Raw genomic sequence first — 23866 nt, forward strand, 5'->3', positions numbered from 1 at the left:
CGATGACCCGTACGGACACCAGGGTGGACCCGGCCACGGCCGGGTCCACCCCGGACCGGGCCCGGCCGTTCTGGACCGGCCGCCGTCGCGACCACCTCACCGGCTACCTGTTCATCGCCCCGCAGTTGCTCGGCAGCGCCGTCTTCGTGATCCTGCCCCTGGCCCTCGTCGTCTGGTACAGCCTGCACGAGTGGAACGTGCTCGCCGGCACGTTCGACTTCGTCGGCACCGACAACTACGCGGCGCTCGCCGACGACCCGAACCTCGGCTCGGTGCTGCGGGCCACCGGGCTCTTCTCCGTCGGCCTGGTGGTGTTCAACCTGGCCCTGGCCCTGCTGCTGGCCGTCCTGCTCAACCAGAAGCTGCGCGGCACGATCGTGTTCCGCACGCTGTTCTTCTCCCCCGTCGTGGTGTCGCTGGTGGCCTGGACGATCGTCTGGGGCTTCCTGTTGCAGGACAACGGCGGCGTCAACGGCCTGCTCGACACGATCGGCGTCGACGGACCGAACTGGCTGCGCGGCGAGGCCACCGCCATGTTCTCGGTCGTCGTCGTGCAGGTGTTCAAGAACGTCGGCCTGAACATGGTGCTGTTCCTGGCCGCCCTCCAGGGCGTGCCCGCCGAGCTGTACGAGGCGGCCGAGGTGGACGGGGCCAGCCGACTGCGCCAGTTCTGGCGGATCACCGTGCCACTGATCAGCCCGACGATCCTGCTCACCTCGATCATCACGGTGGTGGGTTCGCTCCAGGTCTTCGCCCAGATCGCGGTGCTCACCCAGGGCGGTCCGGGCACCTCGACCACGGTGCTCGTCTACTACCTGTACCAGCAGGCGTTCCAGTTCCACCACTTCGGCTACGGCGCCACCCTGTCGATCGTGCTGTTCGGCATCGTCCTCGCGCTGACCGTGGCGCAGTGGCAGATGCGCAAGAGGTGGGTCTTCCATGAGTCGTGACCTGTCGCCCCGGACCAAGCTCGTGCTCTACGGGGCGCTGCTGGTGCTGGCCGTGCCCTTCGTCTTCCCGACCTGGTGGATGGTCACCTCGTCGCTGAAGCCGGTGGCGGACATCTTCGCCTTCCCGCCGCAACTGTTGCCGGTCGATCCGCGGCTCGACGCCTATCAGCGGGTGTTCGACCTGCAACCCTTCGGGCAGCAGTACCTCAACAGCCTCTACATCGCGCTGGTGGTCACCGTCGGCACGCTGGCGGTGGCGGCCCTGGCCGGGTACGCCTTCGCGCGCATCCGCTTCCGTGGCCAGAACGTGTTGTTCCTGGTCGTCCTCGCCGGGTTGCTCATCCCGAGCGAGGTGACGATCGTGCCGTTGTTCCAGATGTTCTTCCGGCTCGGGCTGATCGACACGCACTGGCCGCTGATCCTGGTGCCGATCCTCGGCGCGCCGAGCGTGCTGGCGACGTTCATCATGCGGCAGTTCTTCCTCGCCCTGCCCGGGGAGTTGGAGGAGGCGGCCCGGGTCGACGGGCTGGGCCGGTTCGCCACGTTCTGGCGGATCGCGCTGCCGCTGTCCCGGCCCGCGCTGGGCGCGGTCGCCATCTTCACCTTCCTGCACAGCTGGAACCTCTACCTGGAACCGATCGTGTTCCTCTCCACACCGGAGAAGTTCACCCTGCCGCAGGCGCTCACCCAGTTCGTCGACGCGTACGGCGGTCCGATGTGGGACGTGCAGCTCGCGGCGGCGTCGATGACGGCGCTGCCGGTGCTGGTGGTCTTCGTGATCGCGCAGAAGCAGTTCGTCGAGGGCCTGGCGCACACCGGCCTCAAGGGCTGAGCGGTATCCCGCCGACCGGCCCGCGAAGGGCCGGTCGGCGGTGTCCCTAGACCTCGCGGGCCACGCAGATGCGGGCGTTCAGGCGGGGTCCGGCCTCGTAGAGCATGTACGACACGCCGCCGTCGGTGCCGAACGCCGGTGACGCCACCCGACCGTTGTCCGAGGCGATCGGCCGGTGGAAGACGCCGAGGTGCACCTCGCGGTCGAAGTTGTTGCCGACCTCGGTGAGGTACATGTTGCCGTTGTTGCCGTGGTACGCCAGGTACGCCGTGCCGTTGCGCTTGAGCAGGTGCGGCGCGGAGATGTCGGTGAGGCCGTCGCCGGCGGGCGACACCAGCGGGTTCGGCGCGAACTGCCAACCGCTCCAGCCGTTCGGCGACCAGCCCCAGAAGATCTTCCGGGTGCCGGGTCCGATGGTGTGGGCACCCATGAAGACCATCACGTAGCGGTTGCCCTTGCCCGCCACCGAGTGCTCGAAGACCCGCGCGTACGAGGTCTCGGTGGTGTTCGGCACCAGCCTGGTCGACAGGATCGGGGTCTCGTCGGTGAACCGGACGCCGTCGGTGGAGCGGGCCACCCGGGTGGTGAAGTTCTCGCCGTGGAAGTACAGGTAGAACTGCCGCGTCGGGGCGTCCCAGATGACGTGCGGGGACGACACGTGGCTCACCGTCGTGGTCGGCAGCACCCGGTCGATGACCGGATTGCCGGAATACTCGGTGTAGGGGCCTTCGAGCCGGTTGGCGTAGGCGAGGCAGATGCCGCCCGGCGCGTCGTGCGGCGCATAGTAGAGGTAGTAGCGGCCGAGATAGTTGCTGACCTTGTCGTAGACGCCACGGACGCACGGGAAGATGAACTCCCGGGTCGGGTTGTAGCGCAACGACGCCGGCAGCGCGTCCCGGACGTACCGGTAGTTGGGGAAACCGGCGGGTGCGGCGGCGGCCGGTGCGGACGTGACGGCGAGGCCGGCGCCGGTGGTCGCGGTCGCGAGACCGGCCGCCGCCACACCGCGCAGCAGCGTGCGTCGGGTGAAGGGGCTCTCAGGGGTACGGGTCATCGTTCCCTCCGTTCAGGATGGACGACGGGGGCAGGGGGACGGGACCGGGCGGGACGGGTCAGCGGACGCCAGTCACCCACGGCGAGCAGCCGATACGCTGCGAATACTCGCCCCGAACCGGTTCATGTGATCGATGAGTCTGCGCGTGTGGTTACCCGGCGGTCAAGACGCTAATACGAATTAGCACGGCGAGTCCGCGAGCGCCCGACGCTCCCCGCCGCCCGCATTCGCCGTCCCGGTCCCCGCCACCTTCTCCCCCGCCGTCCTCTTGTCCCGCCGCCGGCCCTCATCCCGCCGCCGCCGACCCCTGCCCCCCCTCGGCCCCTTTGCTCTGCTTCAACCCACGCAACGGCCCCCTTGCGGCATCCCGGCCGTTGCGTCCGCGTAAGCAGAGCAAAGGGACCGAGGGGGGTCAGGTCGACCGCCGGCAGCCCGCCGCCACCACGCACTCTCGTCCAAGCCCAAGCCCAAGCCCGCGTCCGCGCCACACCCGCGCCCACCTCGCCACGGCGCGTCGCGATCACCGCCGCAGGATTGCGGCTTTTGCACCGATATACACCATTTGGGAGATAATTGCTAGATCAAGTGGTCCGCCGTAGGGCGGCCGACGGACGGTCGCCGCGTCGGCGCGAGCCCGGACCGGAGACGAGAAAGCGCTGATCGACATGACGAACGACATCGCACCGGCGAGCATCCGACGACGGCTGGCGGAGTGGCAGAAGGCCACGATCGCCCTGGTCGCGCTGCTCGGGGTCGCCTGCGTCGGGCTGGTGACGCTCGGCGTCGGCCTCAAGCACCGGTACGAGGGCCGGGTGCAGCGGGAGGACATCCTCGGTCGAGGCACCGCGCCCCGCGACGACGAGCGGTGGGCCGAGGGGCCGCTGAACCTGCTGCTGCTCGGCTCGGACTCGCGTGACGGCGAGCCGGACCAGGGCCTCTACCCGGGGCAGCGGTCGGACACCATCATGCTGGTGCACCTGAACGCCACGCGCGACGCCGCCACGGTGGTGTCGATTCCCCGGGACAGCTACGTCGACGTTCCGGCGCGGGAGGGCAGCTGGGCCGGAGGCAAGAACAAGATCAATGCGGCGCTGGCGTTCGGCGGCGCCTCGTTGGCGGCCGAGACCGTGCACCGGCTCACCGGCGTGACCATCGACGGTGTGTTGGTGGCCAACTTCGCCGCAGTCCGGCGGATCGTCGACGCGATCGGCGGCATCACGGTCTGCCTGCCGTACGAGGTGCTCTCCACCGACACCGCCACCCGGTGGCCGATCGGCTGCAATCAGCTCGACGGGCGCAACACCGACGACCTGATGCGGCAGCGGCACCACGTGCCCGGCGGCGACTTCGGTCGGATCAAGAACCAGCAGTTCGTGGTACGGGCCATCGTGGAGAAGGTCACCTCGGAGAACCTGCTCACCGATCCGGCCCGACTGGACCGGGTGCTGACCACCACGGCGGAGTCGTTGACCGTGGACCAGGACCTCGACCTCACCGAGCTGGTGCTGGCGGTCCGGCGGATCTCGGCGTCGTCCCTGCGGTTCGTCACCGTCCCCGCCGCCGACACCGACCTGACCACCCCGGCCGGCTCGTCGGTGCTGCTGGACGAGGAGCGGTCCGCCGCCCTGTTCGCGGCGGTACGTGAGGACCGGCTCGACGAGTGGTTCGCGAGCCGGTCCGCCACGTCAGCGCCGAACTGAGCGGTTCACCTCGTCCGCTGCCAGTACCGGCAGGTCCAGTCGACCTGGTGCAGCTCGTCGGTGATGCCGTGCTCGGCCCGGAAGTCGTCGACGGCCTGCTTGCAGCCGCGTACCGCGTGGTAGTCGTCCACGATGACGTATCCGCCGACGGAGAGCTTCGGGTAGAGGCTGCGCAGCGCGACCATGGTCGAGTCGTACAGGTCGCCGTCGAGCCGGATGAGCGAGAGCCGCTCGACCGGCGCGGTGGGCAGGGTGTCCTTGAACCATCCGGGCAGGAAGTGCACCCGGTCGTCGAGGAGCCCGTACCGGCGGAAGTTGTTCTTGACCTGGTCGAGTGAGACGGCGAGGAACGGCTGCGTCCAGAGCGCGTCCTCGACGTCCTCGGTGCGGTGCGCCTCCGGCTTGGGCAGGCCACGGAACGAGTCCGCCACCCAGACCGATCGGCTCTGGTCGCCGTACGCCTGCAACATGCCGCGCATGAAGATGACCGCGCCGCCACGCCACACCCCGGTCTCGATCAGGTCACCCGGTACGTCCTGTGCCAGCACGTCCCGCAGGCACCGCTCCAGGTTGTCGAGCCGGCGCAGGCCGATCATCGTGTCCGCCTCCGGCGGCCAGTCCCGACCGTTGGCCCGCGCGTCGGCGTCGAACGGGAACTTCAGCACCAGTTCCAGGCCGCGCCGTTGCAGCAGGTGCTTGTACCGGGCGTACACCCGGCCGTGCAGCGACGCCGCCCGGGGCTGGTAGGGCATCCACGTCTCCTGGAAGACGTATCGGGTCAGCGCCTTCTTCAGCAGGTCGCAGTACAACGCCCGCGGGTCGCTGAGAGTGGACGGCAGGTGGGTGAGCGTCTCGCTCATCGGTTACTCCTTGATCGGTACTCGGTGCGGGTTCAGTTGGACGGCCAGCGGGGACCGTCGGGTGTGGTGTGTCGGTGGTGGTCGAGGTCGGAGACCGGTTCGCCACGGACGTACTGCGGGGCCACCGGCGAGTCCGCCGGACGGCGCAACGGCGCGGGCTCGATCGGTGCCGCCGAGGCGGACCGGTGGACCCGTCCGGACGTCTCCGCGCGCGGTGCCAACGGTCGGCCCAGGGCCGAACCGACCGCTTCGCGTCCGCCCGCCACCAGCGGGGTGGACCAGGGCGCCACGTCGTCGATCGGTGAGGGCGGCCCCGAGCGCCAACGGGCCGTGACCGCGACGTCCGGGTGAGCCTGTCGGGGTGGCGCCGGCGTGAGGTGGTCGACGCGGGCGGGTGCCGGGGTGAGGTGGTCGACGCGGGCGGGCGTCGGGCGCACGTCGGTGACCACCTCGACGGGTACGGTCTGGTCACCGCCGGGCGGCGGGCCGGTCCGGGCCGGCTCGGGCGACGTCGACGGACCCGCCGGGGACACCGGCGGTAGTTCCCGGGCCCGGTGCACCCCGCCCGAGGGCACCTCGCGGACCCGGTGCGCGCCCGACGGCACCCGCCGTACGGGCCGCAGGCTCGTGCTGCCCGGCAGGGTCGTCGGCGTCACCTCGTCGGTACCGGGACGGCCGACCCGGTCGATCGCCCCGACGGCGACGATGCCCGCCAGCGGCAGGTTCAGGCGGCGCACCAGCCGGGCCGCCCGCGCCGCCTCGGTCAGGTTCGTCTGTCCGGCCGCCACCACGAGCAGCACCCCGTCGACGTGGTCGGCGAGGGTCGCGGTGTCGCACCCGGCCAGCACCGGTGGCGCGTGCACGATCACGCAGTCCTCGGTGTCCGCCAGGACGTCGAGCAACTGGCCGAGTTCCCGCGCGTGCACGGTGGTCAGGCTCTCCCGTGGCTCGGTCGGCAGGACCGTCAGCGTCGGCAGGTCGGGCGTCGGCACCGGGGCGTGCTGTCCGGTCCGGACCTGCTGCCAGGTGAACGAGGCGTCCGGGAAGTGTCCGGCCAGGGCGGGGTCGCGGACCGCCGCGTCGATCACGGTGACCTTGCGTCGCTCGGCCGCCATGGCCAGCCCGAGCAGGGCGCTGACCAGCGTGGCACCGTCGTCGTCGTGCGCGCTGGTGACCAGCAGGCGGCGTCGGGACGAGGTGGTGAGCACACTGAGTGCCGAAACTGTGGCCCGGGTCGAGGTGGCGATCTCCCGCCGGGCGAACAGCGCGGCGGCGTGGTGGCGGGCGAACCGCTTCGGCAGGTGCGGGAGGCCGCCGACGACCGGCAGGCCGAGGCGGGACTCCATCTGCGCGATGTCGCGCAGCCGGCGGTCGAAGCGGTCGCGCAGCACCGTCGCCCCCCAGCCGGCGAGCAGGCCGACGAGCGCGCCCAGGGCGCTGTTGAGCAGCGGCTTGGGGAACGCGGGCCGGGTCGGCACGCTGGCGGTGTCCACCACCCGCGTGGTGACCACCGTGTCGCCGCCCAGCTTCAGGCGTTCCAACTGCTCGCCCATGGCCTGGCTGACGGCGTTCGCGATTGCGGCGGCCCGGCCGGCGGAGGCCGCGTCGGCCCGTACCGTGACGATCTGGAGGCCGGGTTCGAACGTGCCGTGCACGTTGCCGGTGACCGCCTCCTCGGGCAGACCCAGGCGGCCGGCGGCGGCGACGGCCACCTCCCGCGAGCCGATCAGCTTGGCGACGGTGGGTGCCAGGTTCTGGGCGAGCGCGAGGCTCATCTCCGCCGGGCGGTCGCCCTCGGGGGTGTCGGCCACCACCAGGACGGAGGCGTGCGCCTCGTACCGGGCCGGCAGCAGCGGCGACACCGCCTGGGCCGCCGCCAGCCCGGCGAGCAGACCGAGCAGCGGCAGGGCGATCCGCCGCCGGGCGGTGTCCAGCAGGTCGTTGAAGTCGACGGTACGCATCACGCGGCCACCTCTCGGTCCGCGTCGTCGCGGACCTTCTGACCGGCTCGCGCCGGGACGGGTATGGACATTCGTTCCTCGTGCAGTTGTCGCCAGACCCGGTCCAGCCGGTCGGCGATCCGGTCCCAGGCGAACTCCTCGGTCGCCCGGCGCAGCCCGGCCTCGGACAGCTCGCGGGCGGTCGCCGGGTCGTCGCGCAGCCGGCCGAGCCGGTCGGCGAGCGCGGTCACGTCCCCGGCGGGAAAGATCAGCCCGGCGTCGCCGACGACGTACGGGATCTCGCCGACGTCGCTGCCGATCACCGGGACGCCGCTGGCCATCGCCTCGACCAGCACCCGGCCGAACTGTTCGCGCAGCGGGATGCCGACCCACGGCAGCACGTTGCGCTGCACGATCTCCAGCGCGGGCAGCACCAGCACGCTCGTCTGCGCCAGCACGTCGGGCAGCTCGGTGTGGCCGGTCCAGCCGTACCGCCGGACCCGCCCGGGACGGCGTCGCGCGGCCCGGTCCACGTCGTCGTCCAGGCTGCCCTCGCCGACCAGCACCACGTCGCAGTCGACGAGTTCGGCCGCGCGCAGCAGGTCCAGCACACCCTTGTGCGCCTCGAACCGGCCCACGAAGCCGACCGTGAAGGGCCGGGTGGTGTCCGGCTCGGGTCGGGGGCGGAAGATCCTGGTGTCCACGCCCAGGGGGACGGTCGTGACCGCGCCCCGGTAACCCTTGACCTGCAGCACCTGCCGGGCCGCCGGGGTGATCGGCAGGACCATGTCGACCCGGCGGTACGCGTACCGCTCCAGGACCGGGAACGGCATGGGGAAGCGGATCACCACGTTCTGCGCGGCGTACAACGTCGTGGGCACCGTCGGCCAGTGCCGGCGGCACATCCGCAGGACCTGCCAGGTCGACAGGTACGCGGCCTCGCCGATGATGTGCACCACGTCCGGCGGCGGCGACACCGGCGGTCCGCTGCGGCCGCCGAAGCGGAACATGACCGAGGCCATGTGACCGGTCCGGCCCTCCCCCAGCCGGTGCGGCAGGATCTGCGCCCGGAAGCCGGGGTGCCGCCGCTCCAGGCGCTCGAACTCCCGGCGGGTGGTCGGTGACACGTCGGCCGCCAGCACGGTGAGCCGCAGGTCGGGTCGCTCGCAGAGCGAGTCGAACAGGTCGATCCAGTGCTCGGTGCGCGCTCCGACGACCGTGATCAGTACGTGCATCAGTGGTTTCCTCCGATGTGGAGACGGGTGACCGCGATCCGGCCCACCCGGGTCCAGGCCCGCATCCGCGCGATGCCGGCCCGTGGTTGCAGGGACAGCCGTACGGTGGCCAGGGCCACTCCCAGCAGCGCCCGGAGCAGGACGACGGCCCGGACGGCCTGTCGTGACCGGGGTCGGTGACGGCTGAAGAACACCAGCATGCTGCGGTAGAGGTGCGGCCAGATCCAGGCCGGGTCGCTGCTGCTCGCCCCGCCGCTGTGGATCGCGGCCACCGACGGCAGATAGAGCACCTCGGCACCGCGACGGCGGGCCTGGAGACAGAGTTCCTCGTCCTCGTAGTACATGAAGTACGCCTCGTCGAGCCCGCCGACGGCGGTGAAGAGGCTGGTCCGCACAGCGAGGCACGCGCCCGAGACCCAGTCGACCGGGGTGGGTTCGGCGCCGCGCTGACACGCCTCGTACGCCGCCCGGCGGTGCCGTCCGCCCAGCCACCGGCGTACCTGCGCCGGCACCAGCGGCCCGCCGAACCGGCTGGCCACCACCGTGCCGAGCGTCTCGAACGGATGCGCGCTGACCGCCACCCGGCCGGCGGCGTCGTGCAGTCGTGGCCCGGCGACGCCGACGTCCGGGCGGCCCAGCACCGCACCGACCAGGGCCCGCGCGGTCTCCGGTGGCACCACGCAGTCCGGGTTGACCAGCAGCAGCACCTCGCTGCGGACACCGCAGGCGGCCCGGTTGACGGCGGCGGCGAAGCCCACGTTGCCCTGGCCGGACACGACCGTGACCTCGGGGAATTCGGACCGGACCAGCGCGACGGTCCGGTCGGTGGAGCCGTTGTCGACCAGCCGGACCGGCAGGCCGGCCTGCCGCAGCGCGGTGAGCGCGGCGGCGATCTGCCCCGCCGAGTTGTACGTCACCACGATCGCCGTCGCGTCGACCATCACGACACCGCCTCGGGGATCCGCGTGGGCGAGGGCAGCAGCCCGGGATCCCGGGTCCGGCGTGTGCGGACGGTCAGCAGCGCCAGCGCGGGCAGCAGCCCGAGTTCCCAGTGCCCGTCGGTGGGGGCGGCGAAGATCGCCGCGCCGAGGAAGCCACAGCACAGGGCCGCGAACGGCAGGGCCGCGCCGTCCCGGTCGGCGATCCCGGACCGGATGCCGCGCAGCACCGGCCAGAGCACCAGGGCCAGCCCGAGCAGGCCGACGTTGGCCAGCAACGTGACGTAGAAGGCGTGGTAGACCGGGCCGACGTCGGTGAGGGCGAAGTCGGCCAGGTAGACGTCGGTGGTGGACTGTCCGAGCCCGGCGCCGAGGACCGGCCGCTGGGCGAAGACGTCCAGCCCGACGACGGACTCCGAGGCGCGGTAACCGGCGGACTGTTCGAGCCCGGTGGCGATCTCCTGCGCGCGCTCGCGTACGCCGGGATCGAGTGCCAGCAGCGCGGCGACGACGCAGCCGGTGGCGGCGGTGGCGGCCAGTCCGGTGCGGACCGCCCGGCCGCCGAAGACCAGCATGACGAGCAGGGTCACCCCGGCGGCGAGCCAGATGCCCCGGTACGAGGCGAGCACCACGTCGATGGTGAAGAAGCCGGCGAGCAGCACCGAGGCCACCCGGCGCCAGCCCCGGGCCCGCCCGGCGTACCAGATCAGGGGCGGGACGGCGAGCAGGGTGAGCAGCCCGCCGTGCCGACCGGGGACGGTCATCGAGATGGCGGCCAGGACCGCCACGACACCGACGTAGAGCAGCCCGGCGGCGACCAGCCGGCGATCCGTGATGAGGGTGTGCGTGGCCAGGAAGAAATAGAGCGGGAGGATCGCGATCTGGTATCCGGCGACGACGACCTCGGTGGGCAGGTTGCCGATGGCGAGGCCGTAGCAGGCGGCGGCGACGGTCAGCCCGATCACCATCAGCATGCCGGTGTCGGCGGCGGTCCGCCGGCCGCCCCGGCCGATGCCGAAGGCGTAGCGGATCAGCAGGGCGGTCGCGCCGACGGCCAGCAGCAGCAGGTGCGCCGCCACGTACGTGCGGACGTCTCCCCCGCCGACCAGGCCGCCGGCCACCGCGCCGCCGACGATCCCCACCGGCAGTACGGTCCACGGCCAGAGCAGGAAGACGGCGAGGAAGACCAGCGCACCGGTGGCGGCCAACGCCATGATCCCGGGCAGCATGGTGGCCAGCGAGACGGCGGTGCCGAGCGCGGCCCCGACGGTGGCCACGCCCACTCCGACCACGACCCGGTTCACCGGGCCAGCCCCGCGAGCAGTCGGTGCAGGTGCTCGCCCCGGGCGGCCCAACTGTTCGCGGTCGCCACCGCGCGGCGGCGGGCGAGCTGGTCCGGGGCGGTCGCGTCGGTCAACGCCCCGGCGATCGCCCTGGCGAACTCGTCGGGACCGGCGGCGAGGCGGACCACGTCGGTCAGCGCGGTCAACGCCGGCAGCGGTGTCGCGACCACCGGCTTGCCGAGCGCCAGGTACTCGTAGCACTTCTTCGGGTGCACGTAGTCCACCAGCCCGCCGATCCGGTACGGGATCACCGTCACGTCGCAGGCGCGCAGCGTCGCCGGCAGGTCGGCGTACGGGATCGGGCCGGTGAGCAGCACGTTGGCCAGGCCGGCCAGGGGCGCCCGACCGGCGGCGGTGCTCGGGCCGATCAGCAGGAACGTCCAGTCGGGGTGGGCCCGGGCCACGGTGGCGACCAGGTCGGCGTCGAAGGCCCGGGTGTCGACGGCACCGCAGTACCCGATCAGCGGCCGGGACGCCGCGACCGGGCGGGGCACGGTCGGTCCCTGCGGGGCGAAGTGCTCCGGGTCGCAGGCGTTGGGCAGCACCACCGGCGCGTGTCGACCGGCCGGCATCCGGGTCGGCAGGGCGGCCGAGGAGGCCAGCACCAGGTCGGCGGCGGCGACCGCCCGGTCCAGGCTGCGGCGCAGGTGGTGCCGGTTCCACCGGCGGGTGAAGGTCCAGTCCAGGTCGGTCGCGTCGTAGACCACGGCGGCGGCGTCGAGCCGGTCGGCGCAGGGCGCGGCCAGGTCCTCGTCCAGCCAGACCAGTCGTACGCCCGCCGGGTCGTGGCGCAGCCAGCGCCGCAGCGCGGCCACCGCCACCCGCCGGTTGACCGCGTTGGCCGTCGGCAGGTGCCGGCCGAACGGGACCGGGGTGGGCGCCACGGCGTGCCAGACGGCGGGCTCGACCCGACGCACGGTGGTGCCGGTCCGCACCCGGAGCCCCGGCGGGTCCACGAACAGCACCCGGTATCCGGTGGCGAGCTGCCGCGCCAGGGCGTGCTGCCGGTGCGCGCCGCCGTGCCAGGGCGTGGCGCTGAAGTAGACCACCCAGTCGGCGGCGGCCCCCGCCGCGTCGGGCGGGGCGGTCCGGGATTCCCGGCTGCCCAGGTCAGTCACGACCGGCCCGCTGTCTGACCGGTACCCGCCGGGCGGCCGGCAGCACCTCGTCCTCACCGACGCGGCCGAGCACGGGTCGGGCCGAGTCGTCGTCGAGCCGGAGCAGCCGGGCACCGGCCTGGCGGTCCAGCCACCGTCGTACGGCGGCGGCGGCGAAGCGCCGGTTGACCGTGTCGGCGGTCCGCCACCGTGCGCCGAAGGGCAGCGGGGTCGGCGGGGTGAGGTGCCAGGCGGCGTCGTCGATGGGGGTGATCCGGCTGCGCCAGCGTGGGCGGGGCGCCGGTGGGTCGACCAGCAGCAGGCGCCGGTCCGGGTCGTCGAGCAGCGACTCGGTGATCACCGACTGGTCGGCCTCCGCCGTGGAGGGGGTGCGGGTGAAGACGATCAGCCAGTCCCGGATGTCGCCGTCCGGCAGCGGGCCGACGTCGCCCCGCAGGGCGGCCCGCAGGTCGGCGAGGGTGAGCTGGACGTGGCGTCCGCAGATCCGCTTCACCGCGTGGTCGATGAGGACGACCAGCCGGAACAGTGCGACCCGGTGACCGGGCTGGGTCAGCCGCAGATAGCCGACGAGGCTGCCGAGCAGGTGGCGGAAGCGGATGGCCGGGCCGAGGAGCCGGCAGGAGGCGCCCCGGACGTGGGTCACCACGGCGTCCGGGAGCATCCACAACTGCTGGCCCGCCCGGTCGAGTTGCCGGGCGAGGATGGCGTCGTTCCAGTAGACCGGGAACCGCTCGTCGAAGATGTGGTGCGCGGGCAGTGCGGCGCGGCGCAGCAGCATGCAACTGCCCGAGGCCAGCCGTCGGGGGCGGCTGAAGTCCTGGCCGCGCATCTGGAAGGTGTGCAGCGCCTGCCGGAAACCGGGGACCCGACGCAGCGCGGTGACCAGGGCCATCGACGCCGGGAAACTGGGCTGCTGCACGTAGTGCTGCTGGAAGGTGCCGTCCGGGTTGAGGTAGAGCGGGCTGACACCGGCCGCCTCGGGCCGGTCCCGCAGGAACGTCACCATGGTGGACAGTGCGCCGGGGTGGAAGGCGACGTCGCTGTTGAGCAGCAGGATCAGCTCGCCGCGCGCCTGCCGGTACGCCTGGTTGACGGCGGCGGCGAAGCCGACGTTGCGGGCGTTGCGGATCAGGTGTACGCGCGGCGAGCGGGCGAGCAGGTCGGCCGAGCCGTCGCGGGAGGCGTTGTCCACCGCCACCACCTCGTAGTCGAGGTCCGGTGGCACGGTCGCGGCCAGCGACTCCAGACACTGCCGGGTCTGCTCCCGGGTGTTCCAACTGGTCAGCAGGATGGAGAGGGACGGCGGTGCGTCCCGGTGGCGGGGCTCGGGGCTCATCGGGTCACCCCCGAGGCGTCGCGACGGGCGAATACGCGCAGCAGGTCGCCGAGGAGCGGGTGGCGCATCCGGGGCGAGCGGCTGGCCGCGACGTCGGCGACGAGCAGGTCCCGGGCCTGCCGCAGGCGCGCCATCGGCCGCCAGTAGAACCGGGAGAAGACCGTGTCGTACGAGACGACCTCGAAGCCGGTCTGGCGCAGCATCCGGGTCAGGGTGGCCGGGGTGAAGTGCCAGCGGTGGTACTCCGGTTGCAGGCCGGGCCAGCCGTGACCGAGACGACCGGAAGCGGCCGAGGCGATGTTCGGCACCTCCAACGCCAACCACCCACCCGGCGTCAACACCTGCCGCGCCGCCCGCAGGAACCGACGCGGATCATCCACGTGCTCCAACACATGCCACGCACACACCACATCCGCCCGCAACGACGGCGCGACCTGCTCGAAATACCCCTGCCGCACCGGCACACCCAGGTGATCCACGGCAAACGCCGCCGCCACCCGAGACACCTCCACCCCCGTCACCGTGAAACCGGCACCCCGCGCCGCCTCCAGGAAATAACCACCCGCACACCCCGCCTCCACCAACACCGACGGCCCCACCACCGACGACAACCACCGCAACCGCCGCCCCGCCTCGAACCGGCGCTGCCGGCCGGAGGCGAAGTAGTCCTGGTAGCCGCCGGTCAGGTAGTAGTCCTCGTCGTACAGTTCGTCGGGAGGCGGGGCGGCCTCCGCGGTCCACCGGAAGTCGCAGTCGGTGCAGCGGCGCAGCACTCCGTCGAGCGCCGGGGCGGCGTGCCCGTCCCGGCCGCACAACGCGCAGGTGGTCAGTTCGTCGTCTCTGAGCTTCATCAGCCGTTCCGTCCGTCGCGCGGTCTGCGGGCGATCACCCGCAGGAGGTCTCCCCGCCACCGATGGGTCAGGCGCGGCGAGCGCAGGGTGATCAGGTCCGGCGGCAGCAGCCGCCGCGCGTGTCGCATCCGGTATGCGACGGGCATGTAGAACCGGAAGACCGTGGTGTCCTGCCGGACCACCTCGAATCCGGTGGCGGCCAGGAGCCTGGTCAACGAGGTCGGGGTGAAGTGCCAGGGGTGGTACTCCGGTTGCAGGCCGGGCCAGCGGTGACCGAGGCGGGCGGCGGCGGGCGAGGCGATGTTCGGCACCTCCAACGCCAACCACCCACCCGGCGTCAACACCTGCCGCGCCGCCCGCAGGAACCGACGCGGATCATCCACGTGCTCCAACACATGCCACGCACACACCACATCCGCCCGCAACGACGGCGCGACCTGCTCGAAATACCCCTGCCGCACCGGCACACCCAGGTGATCCACGGCAAACGCCGCCGCCACCCGAGACACCTCCACCCCCGTCACCGTGAAACCGGCACCCCGCGCCGCCTCCAGGAAATAACCACCCGCACACCCCGCCTCCACCAACACCGACGGCCCCACCACCGACGACAACCACCGCAACCGCCGCCCCGCCTCGAACCGGCGGGGCGCGGCCAGGAAGTAGTCCTCGTAGCCGCCGCCGGTGAAGTAGTCCAGGTCGTAGCGGGCCGGAGCGGCGTGCGGGTCGGGCACGGTCCAACCGAGTCCACAGCCGGAGCAGCGGCGCAGCACGCCGTCCAGGTCACCCCGGTGCGGGTGGTCGTCGCCGCAGTTGAGGCAGGCCGTGGGGCGGACGTCGAGGCTCATCGGCGTACTCCCGGGGTCAGCGCGCGAGCCCGCCGGGCGAGCGTGCGCAGCCGGGCCCGCTCGTCGGTGCTCAGGTATCCGCCGCCGACGAGCAGCGCGGCGGCGAACGTCAGGGTCAGGCCGGCGCGGGTGGCCACGGCGAGCGCCGCGCCGGACCGTCCCGGCCCGTCCGGCAGATGCCCGAGCAGTGCGGCGGTGGCGAGGCCCGCCACGGTCGCGGCGGCGATCGGCGGCCAGAGCGTGCGCAGCACCGGCCGGATCGGACGCCCCGTGGCCCGGTGGAAGTGGGCCAGGAAGTACCCGGTGGCGAGCACCACCGCGAGCGCCGTCGCGGTCGGCACGCCGAGCGGGCCGGCGAGCATCAGCAGCGGTACGGTCAGCGCCACGTTGAGCACGACCGACAGCAGGACGTAGCGGGTCTCGAGGCCGGGACGACCCTCGACCCGGGCGACGATGGTGGCCGCACCCATGATCAGGTTGAGCGCGTACGCCGGGGCGAGGATGGCGATGGTCGCCCCCGCCCAGGAGACCGGGTGTCCGAGCCAGAGCCGCACCAGCGGGTCGGCGCTGACCATCAGCGCCGCTCCGGCCGGTGCGAGGAAGACGGCCAGGTACCGCACCGTGGTCAGGTAGAAGGTGTCGAGCCAGGCCCGCCCGCCGGTGACCGCGCGTCGCACGGCCGCGGGAAAGAGCACCAGCAACGCGAAGCCGGGCGGCAGGCGCAGCAGGTTGAGCAGGCGGGTGCCGAGGTCGGCGTCACCGGCGACGGCCGGGCCGAAGAATCCGCCGAGCACCAGCCGGTCGAGTTCCACGTTCACCGCGGCGGCGCCGCTGGACACCTGGACCCGCAGGCCGTACCCGCCGACCCGGCGCAGGTCGGGTCCGGCCAGGCGGCCCCAGCGGGGCGTCAGGTCGCGGTGCCGGTGGTACGCGGCGGCGGCGAGCAGGATCGTCCGGATCGCGCCGGTGGACGCGGCGGCGGCGGCGAGCGCGACCAGACCGCCACCGAGGCGGACCACCGCGATCGTGAGCACCGCGCCGAGGACCGCCGTCACGGCGTTCACCAGGGCGAGCGCGCCGTACCGCTGGACGCCTTCAAGGACCGCCCGCCAGGGCAGTTCCACGCCGCCGGCCACCACGCCGAGCAGCAGCCACAGGGTGGCGTGCCACGCGTCGCGGGTCAGTTCGCCGAGCCGCAGCAGGTGGGCGATCCAGGGCCAGCCGGCGGCGAGGGCGGCGAAGGTGAGCCCGCCCAGGACGAGCCCCCAGGTCAGACCGAGACCGAGCAGCCGCCGCAGCACGTCGGAGGGTCCGGCCTCGGTCTCGGCCGCCGCCACCTCCCGGACCAGCGCCGAGCCGAGCCCGAGGTCGAAGAGGGCGACGACGGCGAGCAGTCCGGTCAGCAGCACCCAGACGCCGAACGCCTCCGGCCCGAGGTGCTGATAGACGACGGGCAACGAGACCAGGCCGGCCAGCGCCATGACGATCCGGGCGCCCAGCATGCTCAGCGTGTTGCGGGTCAGGCGTGCGCCGACCGTGCCGGCCGCGCTAGCCACGAGGGAATCCCCGGACCAACTCCAGGGCGGTCAGCGCCAGCAGGGTCAGGTCCACCCGCAGCGATCGACAGTTGAGATAGAGCAGGTCGCAGCGCAGCTTCTCCTCGACCGTGGCGGCGTAGCCACCGGTGAGCTGGGCGAGCCCGGTGAGTCCGGGCCGGACCAGGTGGCGCAGGTCGTAGTACGGCAACTGCCGGAACTCGGCGATGAACTCGGGCCGCTCCGGACGGGGACCGACCAGGCTCATGTCCCCGCGTACGACGTTCCACAGTTGCGGCAGTTCGTCCAGGCGGGTACGCCGCAGCAGGCGGCCGACGCGGGTGATCCGGGGGTCGTCCGGCTGGGCGAGCACCGGCCCGGTCTCGCGTTCCGCCCCGGGTCGCATGGTGCGGAACTTGACCATGGAGAAGAGTCGCCCGCCCGCACCGACGCGTTGCTGGCGATAGAACGGTGGCCCGGTGAACGAGACGACGACGGTGATGGCGAGGATCAGCGGGAGCACCAGGATCGCGCTGAGCGCGATGACGCCGAGGTCGAGGTAGCGCTTGACGCGTTCACCGGTGCGGCGGTGCGGTCCCGACCGGAGTCGGATCCAGGGCAGCCCGCCGAAGCGCCGCAGGCTGGGCGTGGGCAGCAGCCCGTAGACCGGCCGCGCCAGCACCAGGATCTCCACGCCCAGTTGCTGGCAGGCGGCCACGATCGGCTCGTCGATGCTGTCCAGCGAGTTCTTGAGCAGCAGGAGTTTGGGCCGCAGTCGCCGGAGGACCGCGGTGAGCTGCTCGACGTCGGCGGGTACGGGCAGCCGCAGGACGACGTCGAACTCGTCGTTGAGGCGGTCCGGCCGCGCGGGTGTCTCCACCGGTTCGATCACCAGCGCGCGGACGCGACCGCGTGCCGGTGGTGCCGCATGTTGCCCTGAGCCGCGTCGATGACCATTGAGCAGGAACTCACGGCCGTGTCGGCGTACCGGCTCCGGGGCCACCGTTCGCAGGTCCTCGTCGAACGGGACGGCGACCGACGGTTTCTCCATGTGGCTTTCCTCCTCGCCACGCGGCGGAGCGCTCCCCCTGAATGCCCTCGACAGCACTATGAACGATTCAGCAGCATAAACAGTTCATTTGCCGCAAAACAAAGCTTTTTCGTTTATGGTAATCGACATCCCTTTGCGGGTGATATGTCAGAATGATCCCGCTGATAGTAGGGAATTGGCTGGTCACACCGCCGATGCCCACCAGAACTGACCACCCCGCCGCCAAGGAGTTCACGATGGAAGTTCCGCTGAACGGAGCCGAGCCATCCGCGCAAGGCAGCTCGGTTCCCAATCGCGTGCTGGTGACCGGTGGAGCCGGATTCATCGGAAGTCACGTCGTCGCACGCCTGATGCTGATGGGTATCCACGTCAAAGTGCTCGACGACTTCTCGACCGGTCGGGTCGAGAACCTCGCCGACGCCGCGTACGGCGGGCTGTCACAGTCGGATGTCCTGCGGGGTGACATCCGCACCGCCGAGGCAGTCGACGTGATCCACGAATGGAGGCCCGAGGTCGTGGTGCACCTCGCCGGTCAGGGCAGCCTCCAGGCCGCCCGGGAGTCGCCGCTGTTCGACGCCGACGTGAACACCTTCGGGACGATCAACGTGCTGGACGCCTGCGCCCGGAGCGGAGTTCGGCTGTTCGTACACGCGGCGAGCAGCGCCATCTACGGCAACGTCTCCTCGGACGCCCTGCCGATCCGGGAGGACCGGCCGCTGGCGGCCACCAGCCCGTACGGCATCAGCAAGGCCGTCGGGATCTGCTACCTGGACTGGTACCGGCGCGAACACGGCATGTCGTACACCGCCCTGGCCTTCGGCAACGTCTACGGACCGCGCCCGACCGGAGGCGGCACCAGCGTGGTGGCGCTGATGACCGAGGCCCTGCTCAACGGCCAACCGCCCACCATCTACGGCGACGGCCAGCAGACCCGCGACTACGTGCACATCGTGGACGTGGCCGACGCGGTGGCCCGCGCCTGCCACTACCCGGGTGCGGGGCTGGTCAACATCGCCACCGGCCGGGAGACCACCGTCAACGACCTCTTCGAGCTGGTCTGCTCGGTGGTCGGCGCGGACTGCGACCCGCACTACGCGCCGCATCCACACCCGCAGGAGGTGCGCCGGATGGCGCTGGACAGCAGCAAGGCCCTCACCCAACTGGGCTGGCGTCCGACCATCGGGCTGACCGAGGGAGTCCAGCTGACCGTGCGGGAGGCACGGCGGCGGCGTACCGGCGCCCCGCGCAGCTACCAGCCTCGCCAGGGCCAGCCGGTGGGCGTCGGCCACTGACCTTCCGCACCACCTCACCGATCTCCGTCACCTCGTAGCGCCCGGCGCCCGGCCGGGCCGGTCGGCCCGCGTCCGCGCGGCCCGACCGGCCGGCCGGTGGCCGGGCGCTTCGCGCTGCCCCGGCCCAGCCGCCCGGCGCCGCCGACCCGGGCCGCTTCGCACACCCCGCCGATCGGGCCCGGAGCCCGTGCCGGTCCCGAGCTTTCGTCACGTTCAAGGAACATCCGCTACGTACGGTTCTGTCCGATATGTTCGCTTTGGCCCGCTTGGGGGCAGCGTTCCAACGGAGAGGTGACGGCGGATGTACCCGACGAAAGGTCCGGCGATCGGCGGAGGTCTCGCGACGACCGGAGTGGCGATTCAGTCCTGGCTGCTCGTGGGGATCGGGCTGGTCCTGCTCGGTGCCGCCCTGTGGCTCGCCACCTTCGTGAGCCGACCCAGATGAACGACCGGCCGACCACCCGGTCCACCGTGGCGAGCTGGCTGCAGGCGGCGCTCGGCGCCGTCTGCGGCGTCGCCCTGGGCGCCCTGCTGCTCAAGCGGTGGCACGACGTGGCAGTGGTCGAGGCGTGGCTGAACGCGCGGCTCGTCGCCGCGATCGGGCTCGCCGACACCGACTCCATCGGCGCGGCCGTCATCTTCCCGCTGGACCAGCGCTGGGTCGGTTTCCTGGTCTCCACCGGATGTTCGGTGGCGCTGTTGCTGATACCGCCGTTCGTGCTGGCCGCACTGCTGGTCGGCTTCCGGCGGGTGACCCTGACCCGGGGCCTGGTCGCGGTGGCACTCGCCGTCGGGCTGCTCGTGGTGGTCAACCAGATGCGCCTCGCCGCCGTCGTCGCCTCGATGCGGCTGTGGGGCTTCGAGGTCGGCTACCAGCGCAGCCATGTCCTGATCGGCTCGGCGATCAGCACCGTCGGGCTGATCGCCGTCGCCATCGTCTTCCTCTTCCTGGTGGGACGCGGCGGCCGGGTACGGAGGTCCGCCGGTGCCCGTTGAGATCCAGTCCCTGGCCGTCCTGAACACGGCGGCGTTCCTGCTCTGCGTCTACTTCTGCGCGTACGTGCTGAGCATCCTGGTGCTGCACCTGCGGACCCCGCGCTCCCAGGGCGGCGACCACACCGGCTTCGACTGGCACATCGTCATCCCGTGCCGCAACGAGGCCAGCGTCATCGCGGACACCCTGCACCGGCTGCTGCGTGACCTGCCGGACGTCACGGTCTGGTGTGTCGACGACGCGTCCGACGACGGAACCGACGCCGTCCTGCAGTCCTTCTCCGGCGATCCCCGCGTCCGGGTCGTCTCCCGCCGGTTGCCCGACGCCGTCCTGGGCAAGGGCGCGGCGCTGAACGCCGCGTGGCAGACGATCGAACGCCACCTGCCGGCGGACGTCGACCCGGAACGGGTCATCCTCGGTGTCCTCGACGCCGACAGCTACCTGGACCCCCGGTGCCGTTCCGCGCTCGCCGGCCCGCGCTACTTCGGCTCCACCGCGGTCGCCGCCGTCCAGGTCGAGGTCCGCATGATCCAGTGCGCCCGCCCGACCGCTGGAATGGGCCGCCTGGCCCGGTTGCTGGTCCGGTTGCAGGACATGGAGTTCCGGGCGCCGATCGCCGCGATGCAGTCGCTGCGCCGCTACACCGCGAGCGTGGCGATGGGCGGCAACGGCCAGTTCACCCGGGTGTCGCTGCTCAAGCAGCTCGCCGCCGAGCACGGCACACCCTGGCACGGGGCCCTGCTGGAGGACTTCGAACTCGGCCTGCACATCCTGCTCCAGGGCAGCCGCACCGAGTACTGCGCGGAGAGCTGGGTCGCCCAGGAGGCGCTGACCAGGATCCGGCCCCTGATCCGTCAGCGGACCCGCTGGGCCCAGGGCTCGATGCAGTGCGGTCGTTATCTCGCCGCCGTGCTGCACTCCCGGCGGGTCAGCAACTCGGCCACCCTGGAGATCGCCCACTTCCTCGCGGCACCGTGGTTCCAGCTTCTCGGCACCCCGGTCTACCTCGGCTGCCTCGCCGTCCTCGGCTGGTACGTCTCCCGGACACCGGGCGGCCTGACGGGTTGGTGGACGGCGGGTGGTTGGGGCGTACTGCCGCTGATCGTGGTCTTCGGGGTCCTGCCCTTCGCGATCTGGGGCCTGGTCTACCGCAACCGCTCCGAACCACACCTCTCCGTCTCCGCCGCGCTCGGCCTCGGGGTCAGCCACTGGCTCTACAGCTACGTGCAGTCGGTGGCCGTCTGGTTCGCCTTCGCCCGGATGCTCACCTCCCGCTCGGAGTGGCAGAAGACCGCCCGCGACGCCGACCAGACCCCGGCCCCCGACGACGTGGCCGCCCCAAAGGCACCCGCCGCCACCGGCACGGGCTCTGCCAGGACCGCCGGCCCTGTCACGGCCGCCGGCCCTGTCACGGGCTCCGGCACCGCCATTGGCACCGCCACCGTTCGGCGCCCGCACTACCGCCCGCGCGGCACGGTCTCCGTGCCGCAACCCCCGGTGCAGCCCACCCCGTTCGACCGCCCCGACGTCACCGTCAGAAGCAGAAAGAGAGATCTCACATGCACAAAGTAAGGTCCGGCGTCGCCCGGGCTGCGACGGCGATCGCCGGTGGTCTGGTGATGGCCCTGGCCGTTGCGTCGCCAGCGATGGCCGACACCTCGCAGTCCAGCGCCTCCGCACTGCAGATCAGCCTCGTCGGAGGCGGTCTGGCGAGTTCCGGCACCGCGAGCGCCACCAACGACGGCACCACGGAGTCGATCTCGGGCAACACGAACCCGCCGCTGGCCGTGCTCGGCGGTCAGACCGTCATCACCGCCGGTGTGCTCGGGCAGTCCGTCCGCGCCTACAACGACGGCACCTCCGCCGCCTGTGCCGGCGTGCTCGGTGCCGGTGGCGCCATCACCATCGGGGCCGGCGGCTCGTGCATCGTGACCCCCGGCTCCGAGGTGACCCTCACGCTGGGCACCAACGGGCTCGCCACGATCAGCCTCGTGGCGGACGCCATCTACTCCGAGTGCACCGCGACCAGCAGCCCGTCGGCGAGCGGCTCGGCGACCCTGGTCAACGCGCGCATCGTCTCGACCCTGCTGGGCATCCCGACGACGCTGCTCAGCCTGCCCGCCAACCCGGCGCCCAACACCGGGTTGAGCGTTCCGGGGCTGCTGAACCTGACCCTGAACGGCCAGACCAGCTCGACGACCGGGCAACTGACGGTCACCGCCCTGGACCTGTCCGCCCTGGGCGGCGCGCTCGCCTCGGTGGTCATCGGCACCTCCAGCTGCGGCGTCAACGCCGTGGCGCCGCCCATCCCGGTGATCCCGCTGGCCGGCGCTCCGGTCGCCCTCGGTCTCGGCGCGGTCGTCGCCGGCGCCGGTGGCTTCTTCCTGCGCCGTCACCGCGCCGCGCGCCGGAGCTGACCGATGGGTCGTGACAGAGTGGGGCCCCGCCAGATCATGGTCCTGGCCGGCACCCGTCCCGAGGGTGTCAAGATCGCGCCAGTGGTGCGCCTGCTCTGTCACGACCCACGCCTGACGGTGACGGTGGTCGACACCGGCCAGCAACCCGGCCGGGTGGACGAGGCGTTGGCGCCGTTCCGGCTCCACGCCACAGCCACCCTGAGCGTCGCCCGGGACACCGGCACGCTCGCCGAACTCGCCGCCGGGTTGAGCACCGCCGTGGAGGGCCTGTTCGCCCTCCACCGGCCGGACGCGGTGGTGGTGCACGGGGACACCACCACCGCGCTGGTCGGCGGGCTGGTGGCCTTCTGGAACCGGATACCGGTGATCCATCTGGAAGCCGGCCTCCGCAGCCACGACCTCACGCAGCCCTTCCCCGAGGAGGCCAACCGGGCCATGCTCGCCCGGATCGCCGCGCTGCACCTGGCCCCGACCACCACCGCACGGGACAACCTGCTGGCCGAGGGAGTACCCGCCGACCGCGTCGTGGTCACCGGCAACACCGTGGTGGACGCCGTGCACACCCTGCTCCGCGAGGGCCTGGCCCGCGTACCGTCCTGGGTGGACCCCGATCGTCGACTGATCGTGGCGACCGCGCACCGGCGGGAGAACTGGGGCACCGGGATCAGCCAGGTGCTGCGGGCGCTGACCCGGGTCACCGCGACACACACCGACGTCGAGCTGGCCCTCATCACCCATCCGAACCCGCACCTGGCCGCACAGGTGCGGGCCGGCGTCGAGGGCGCGTCGAACGTCCGCCTCCTGCACCCGCTCCCCTACCCCGACATGATCGGCCTGCTCCGCGCCGCCCGGGTGGTCGTCACCGACTCCGGGGGCCTGCAGGAGGAGGCCGCCAGCCTCGGCGTACCCGTCGTGGTGACCCGGGCCGCGACCGAACGGCCGGAGATCGTCGCGCAGCACCTGGGCGACCTGGTCGGCACCGACCCCGACCGGATCGTCCGCGCGGTGCGCGACCGGCTCGACCACCCGACACCGGCCAGGCAGAGCCGGGCCTTCGGCGACGGCCACGCCGCCCGGCGCTGCGGGCGGGCGATCACCGCCCTGCTGGGCCTGCCGGATGCCCCGTACCCGCGCCGTCGGCCCCCGGCCGTCGCGCCGCGTACCACCCGGGTCTGAGTCGTACCCGTCGAACGACCGGCCCGCAGGCGTCGCCGTGACCGGCCCGTTGACGGCGACCGGCCCGGCAGCGCCGTGACCGGCCCAGTAGCGCCGTGACCGGCTGAGCCCGGGCGAAGCCGGGCGGATGGCCGACGTGACGCCGCACGTCGTCGTACCGTCAGGTGACGGCTCGCCGACCGCGCAGGTCAGGCCGCCGACCTGGCCGATGTCCGGACCACCGTGGGAGGACTCCATGTTCACCGACCCGCAGGAGCTTCCGCGCTATCTGGCGACCGAGGACGTGAAGTTCGTCGATGTTCGTTTCTGTGACCTGCCGGGTGTGATGCAGCATTTCAATCTGCCGGTGGAGTCTGTCGACGACAACTTCTTCACTGATGGTCTCGCGTTCGACGG

The 23866-nt window shown here is 72.2% G+C and carries 22 protein-coding genes; 10 read left to right on the top strand and 12 right to left on the bottom strand.

Going from position 1 to position 23866, the window contains the following annotated elements; genetic code table 11:
- The first annotated feature begins 2 nt into the window (after positions 1-2).
- The gene (locus tag ACFYTT_RS27215; RefSeq protein WP_357216762.1) at positions 3-950 is read left to right on the top strand and encodes a sugar ABC transporter permease; all 948 of its coding nucleotides are present in this window, start codon (positions 3-5) and stop codon (positions 948-950) included.
- Positions 940-1782: a carbohydrate ABC transporter permease gene (locus ACFYTT_RS27220; protein WP_131052930.1), complete on the top strand. Its 843-nt coding sequence runs from the start codon at positions 940-942 to the stop codon at positions 1780-1782. The genes ACFYTT_RS27215 and ACFYTT_RS27220 overlap by 11 nt, the downstream gene beginning before the upstream one ends.
- Positions 1783-1828: 46 nt before the next feature.
- Here ACFYTT_RS27220 and ACFYTT_RS27225 read toward each other — a convergent pair whose 3' ends face one another.
- Entirely contained in the window at positions 1829-2836 is a 1008-nt protein-coding gene (locus ACFYTT_RS27225; protein ID WP_176094496.1) for a hypothetical protein, read from the bottom strand.
- 665 nt (positions 2837-3501) lie between these two features.
- Here ACFYTT_RS27225 and ACFYTT_RS27230 point away from each other — a divergent pair.
- On the top strand, positions 3502-4536 hold the full coding sequence (locus tag ACFYTT_RS27230) for an LCP family protein (RefSeq protein ID WP_387263369.1): 1035 nt from the start codon (positions 3502-3504) through the stop codon (positions 4534-4536).
- 5 nt (positions 4537-4541) lie between these two features.
- On the opposite strand, the gene ACFYTT_RS27235 is transcribed toward ACFYTT_RS27230, so the two are convergent.
- The 11 genes from ACFYTT_RS27235 to ACFYTT_RS27285 are packed head-to-tail and all read right to left on the bottom strand — an operon-like array spanning position 4542 to position 17591.
- The gene (locus tag ACFYTT_RS27235) at positions 4542-5396 is read right to left on the bottom strand and encodes a TylF/MycF family methyltransferase (RefSeq protein ID WP_131052933.1); all 855 of its coding nucleotides are present in this window, start codon (positions 5394-5396) and stop codon (positions 4542-4544) included.
- Between the two features lie 32 nt (positions 5397-5428).
- Positions 5429-7357, bottom strand: coding sequence for a hypothetical protein (locus tag ACFYTT_RS27240; RefSeq protein ID WP_387263372.1), 1929 nt, complete (start codon positions 7355-7357; stop codon positions 5429-5431).
- A complete protein-coding gene (locus ACFYTT_RS27245; protein WP_176094499.1) occupies positions 7357-8571 on the bottom strand; it encodes a glycosyltransferase family 4 protein in 1215 nt (404 codons plus the stop codon). The genes ACFYTT_RS27240 and ACFYTT_RS27245 overlap by 1 nt, the downstream gene beginning before the upstream one ends.
- Positions 8571-9512 (bottom strand): glycosyltransferase family 2 protein, encoded by a 942-nt coding sequence (locus ACFYTT_RS27250; protein ID WP_176094500.1) that lies wholly within the window; start codon positions 9510-9512, stop codon positions 8571-8573. The genes ACFYTT_RS27245 and ACFYTT_RS27250 overlap by 1 nt, the downstream gene beginning before the upstream one ends.
- Positions 9512-10813 carry an O-antigen ligase family protein gene (locus ACFYTT_RS27255; protein WP_387263376.1) on the bottom strand — a complete coding sequence of 434 codons (1302 nt, stop codon included), beginning with the start codon at positions 10811-10813 and terminating at the stop codon, positions 9512-9514. The genes ACFYTT_RS27250 and ACFYTT_RS27255 overlap by 1 nt, the downstream gene beginning before the upstream one ends.
- Positions 10810-11970, bottom strand: coding sequence for a glycosyltransferase (locus tag ACFYTT_RS27260; protein ID WP_176094502.1), 1161 nt, complete (start codon positions 11968-11970; stop codon positions 10810-10812). The genes ACFYTT_RS27255 and ACFYTT_RS27260 overlap by 4 nt, the downstream gene beginning before the upstream one ends.
- A complete protein-coding gene (locus ACFYTT_RS27265) occupies positions 11963-13306 on the bottom strand; it encodes a glycosyltransferase family 2 protein (RefSeq protein ID WP_387263379.1) in 1344 nt (447 codons plus the stop codon). Before ACFYTT_RS27265 ends, ACFYTT_RS27260 begins: the two co-directional genes overlap by 8 nt.
- Positions 13303-14157 carry a class I SAM-dependent methyltransferase gene (locus ACFYTT_RS27270; protein WP_131052940.1) on the bottom strand — a complete coding sequence of 285 codons (855 nt, stop codon included), beginning with the start codon at positions 14155-14157 and terminating at the stop codon, positions 13303-13305. Before ACFYTT_RS27270 ends, ACFYTT_RS27265 begins: the two co-directional genes overlap by 4 nt.
- The gene (locus ACFYTT_RS27275) at positions 14157-15005 is read right to left on the bottom strand and encodes a class I SAM-dependent methyltransferase (protein WP_176094946.1); all 849 of its coding nucleotides are present in this window, start codon (positions 15003-15005) and stop codon (positions 14157-14159) included. The genes ACFYTT_RS27270 and ACFYTT_RS27275 overlap by 1 nt, the downstream gene beginning before the upstream one ends.
- Positions 15002-16561 carry a lipopolysaccharide biosynthesis protein gene (locus ACFYTT_RS27280; RefSeq protein WP_387263382.1) on the bottom strand — a complete coding sequence of 520 codons (1560 nt, stop codon included), beginning with the start codon at positions 16559-16561 and terminating at the stop codon, positions 15002-15004. Before ACFYTT_RS27280 ends, ACFYTT_RS27275 begins: the two co-directional genes overlap by 4 nt.
- A complete protein-coding gene (locus ACFYTT_RS27285; protein ID WP_131057589.1) occupies positions 16554-17591 on the bottom strand; it encodes a sugar transferase in 1038 nt (345 codons plus the stop codon). Before ACFYTT_RS27285 ends, ACFYTT_RS27280 begins: the two co-directional genes overlap by 8 nt.
- Positions 17592-17827: 236 nt before the next feature.
- Between ACFYTT_RS27285 and ACFYTT_RS27290 the strand changes: the two genes are divergently transcribed.
- From ACFYTT_RS27290 to ACFYTT_RS27320, 7 genes are all read left to right on the top strand, one after another.
- Positions 17828-18883, top strand: coding sequence for a GDP-mannose 4,6-dehydratase (locus ACFYTT_RS27290; protein WP_387263385.1), 1056 nt, complete (start codon positions 17828-17830; stop codon positions 18881-18883).
- Between the two features lie 301 nt (positions 18884-19184).
- Positions 19185-19328, top strand: coding sequence for a hypothetical protein (locus ACFYTT_RS27295; RefSeq protein WP_161595048.1), 144 nt, complete (start codon positions 19185-19187; stop codon positions 19326-19328).
- Positions 19325-19879 carry a hypothetical protein gene (locus ACFYTT_RS27300; RefSeq protein WP_131056399.1) on the top strand — a complete coding sequence of 185 codons (555 nt, stop codon included), beginning with the start codon at positions 19325-19327 and terminating at the stop codon, positions 19877-19879. The genes ACFYTT_RS27295 and ACFYTT_RS27300 overlap by 4 nt, the downstream gene beginning before the upstream one ends.
- Positions 19869-21449 carry a glycosyltransferase family 2 protein gene (locus ACFYTT_RS27305; RefSeq protein WP_387263389.1) on the top strand — a complete coding sequence of 527 codons (1581 nt, stop codon included), beginning with the start codon at positions 19869-19871 and terminating at the stop codon, positions 21447-21449. The genes ACFYTT_RS27300 and ACFYTT_RS27305 overlap by 11 nt, the downstream gene beginning before the upstream one ends.
- A complete protein-coding gene (locus ACFYTT_RS27310) occupies positions 21437-22294 on the top strand; it encodes a choice-of-anchor P family protein (protein ID WP_131056403.1) in 858 nt (285 codons plus the stop codon). The genes ACFYTT_RS27305 and ACFYTT_RS27310 overlap by 13 nt, the downstream gene beginning before the upstream one ends.
- A 3-nt stretch (positions 22295-22297) precedes the next feature.
- Positions 22298-23470 carry a non-hydrolyzing UDP-N-acetylglucosamine 2-epimerase gene (wecB, locus tag ACFYTT_RS27315; protein ID WP_387263392.1) on the top strand — a complete coding sequence of 391 codons (1173 nt, stop codon included), beginning with the start codon at positions 22298-22300 and terminating at the stop codon, positions 23468-23470.
- A gap of 208 nt (positions 23471-23678) precedes the next feature.
- On the top strand, positions 23679-23866 hold a 188-nt coding region (locus ACFYTT_RS27320; RefSeq protein WP_387263404.1), incomplete at its 3' end, for a glutamine synthetase beta-grasp domain-containing protein.

It is taken from the genome of Micromonospora sp. NPDC003816 (assembly GCF_042874705.1).
Lineage (GTDB): Bacteria > Actinomycetota > Actinomycetes > Mycobacteriales > Micromonosporaceae > Micromonospora.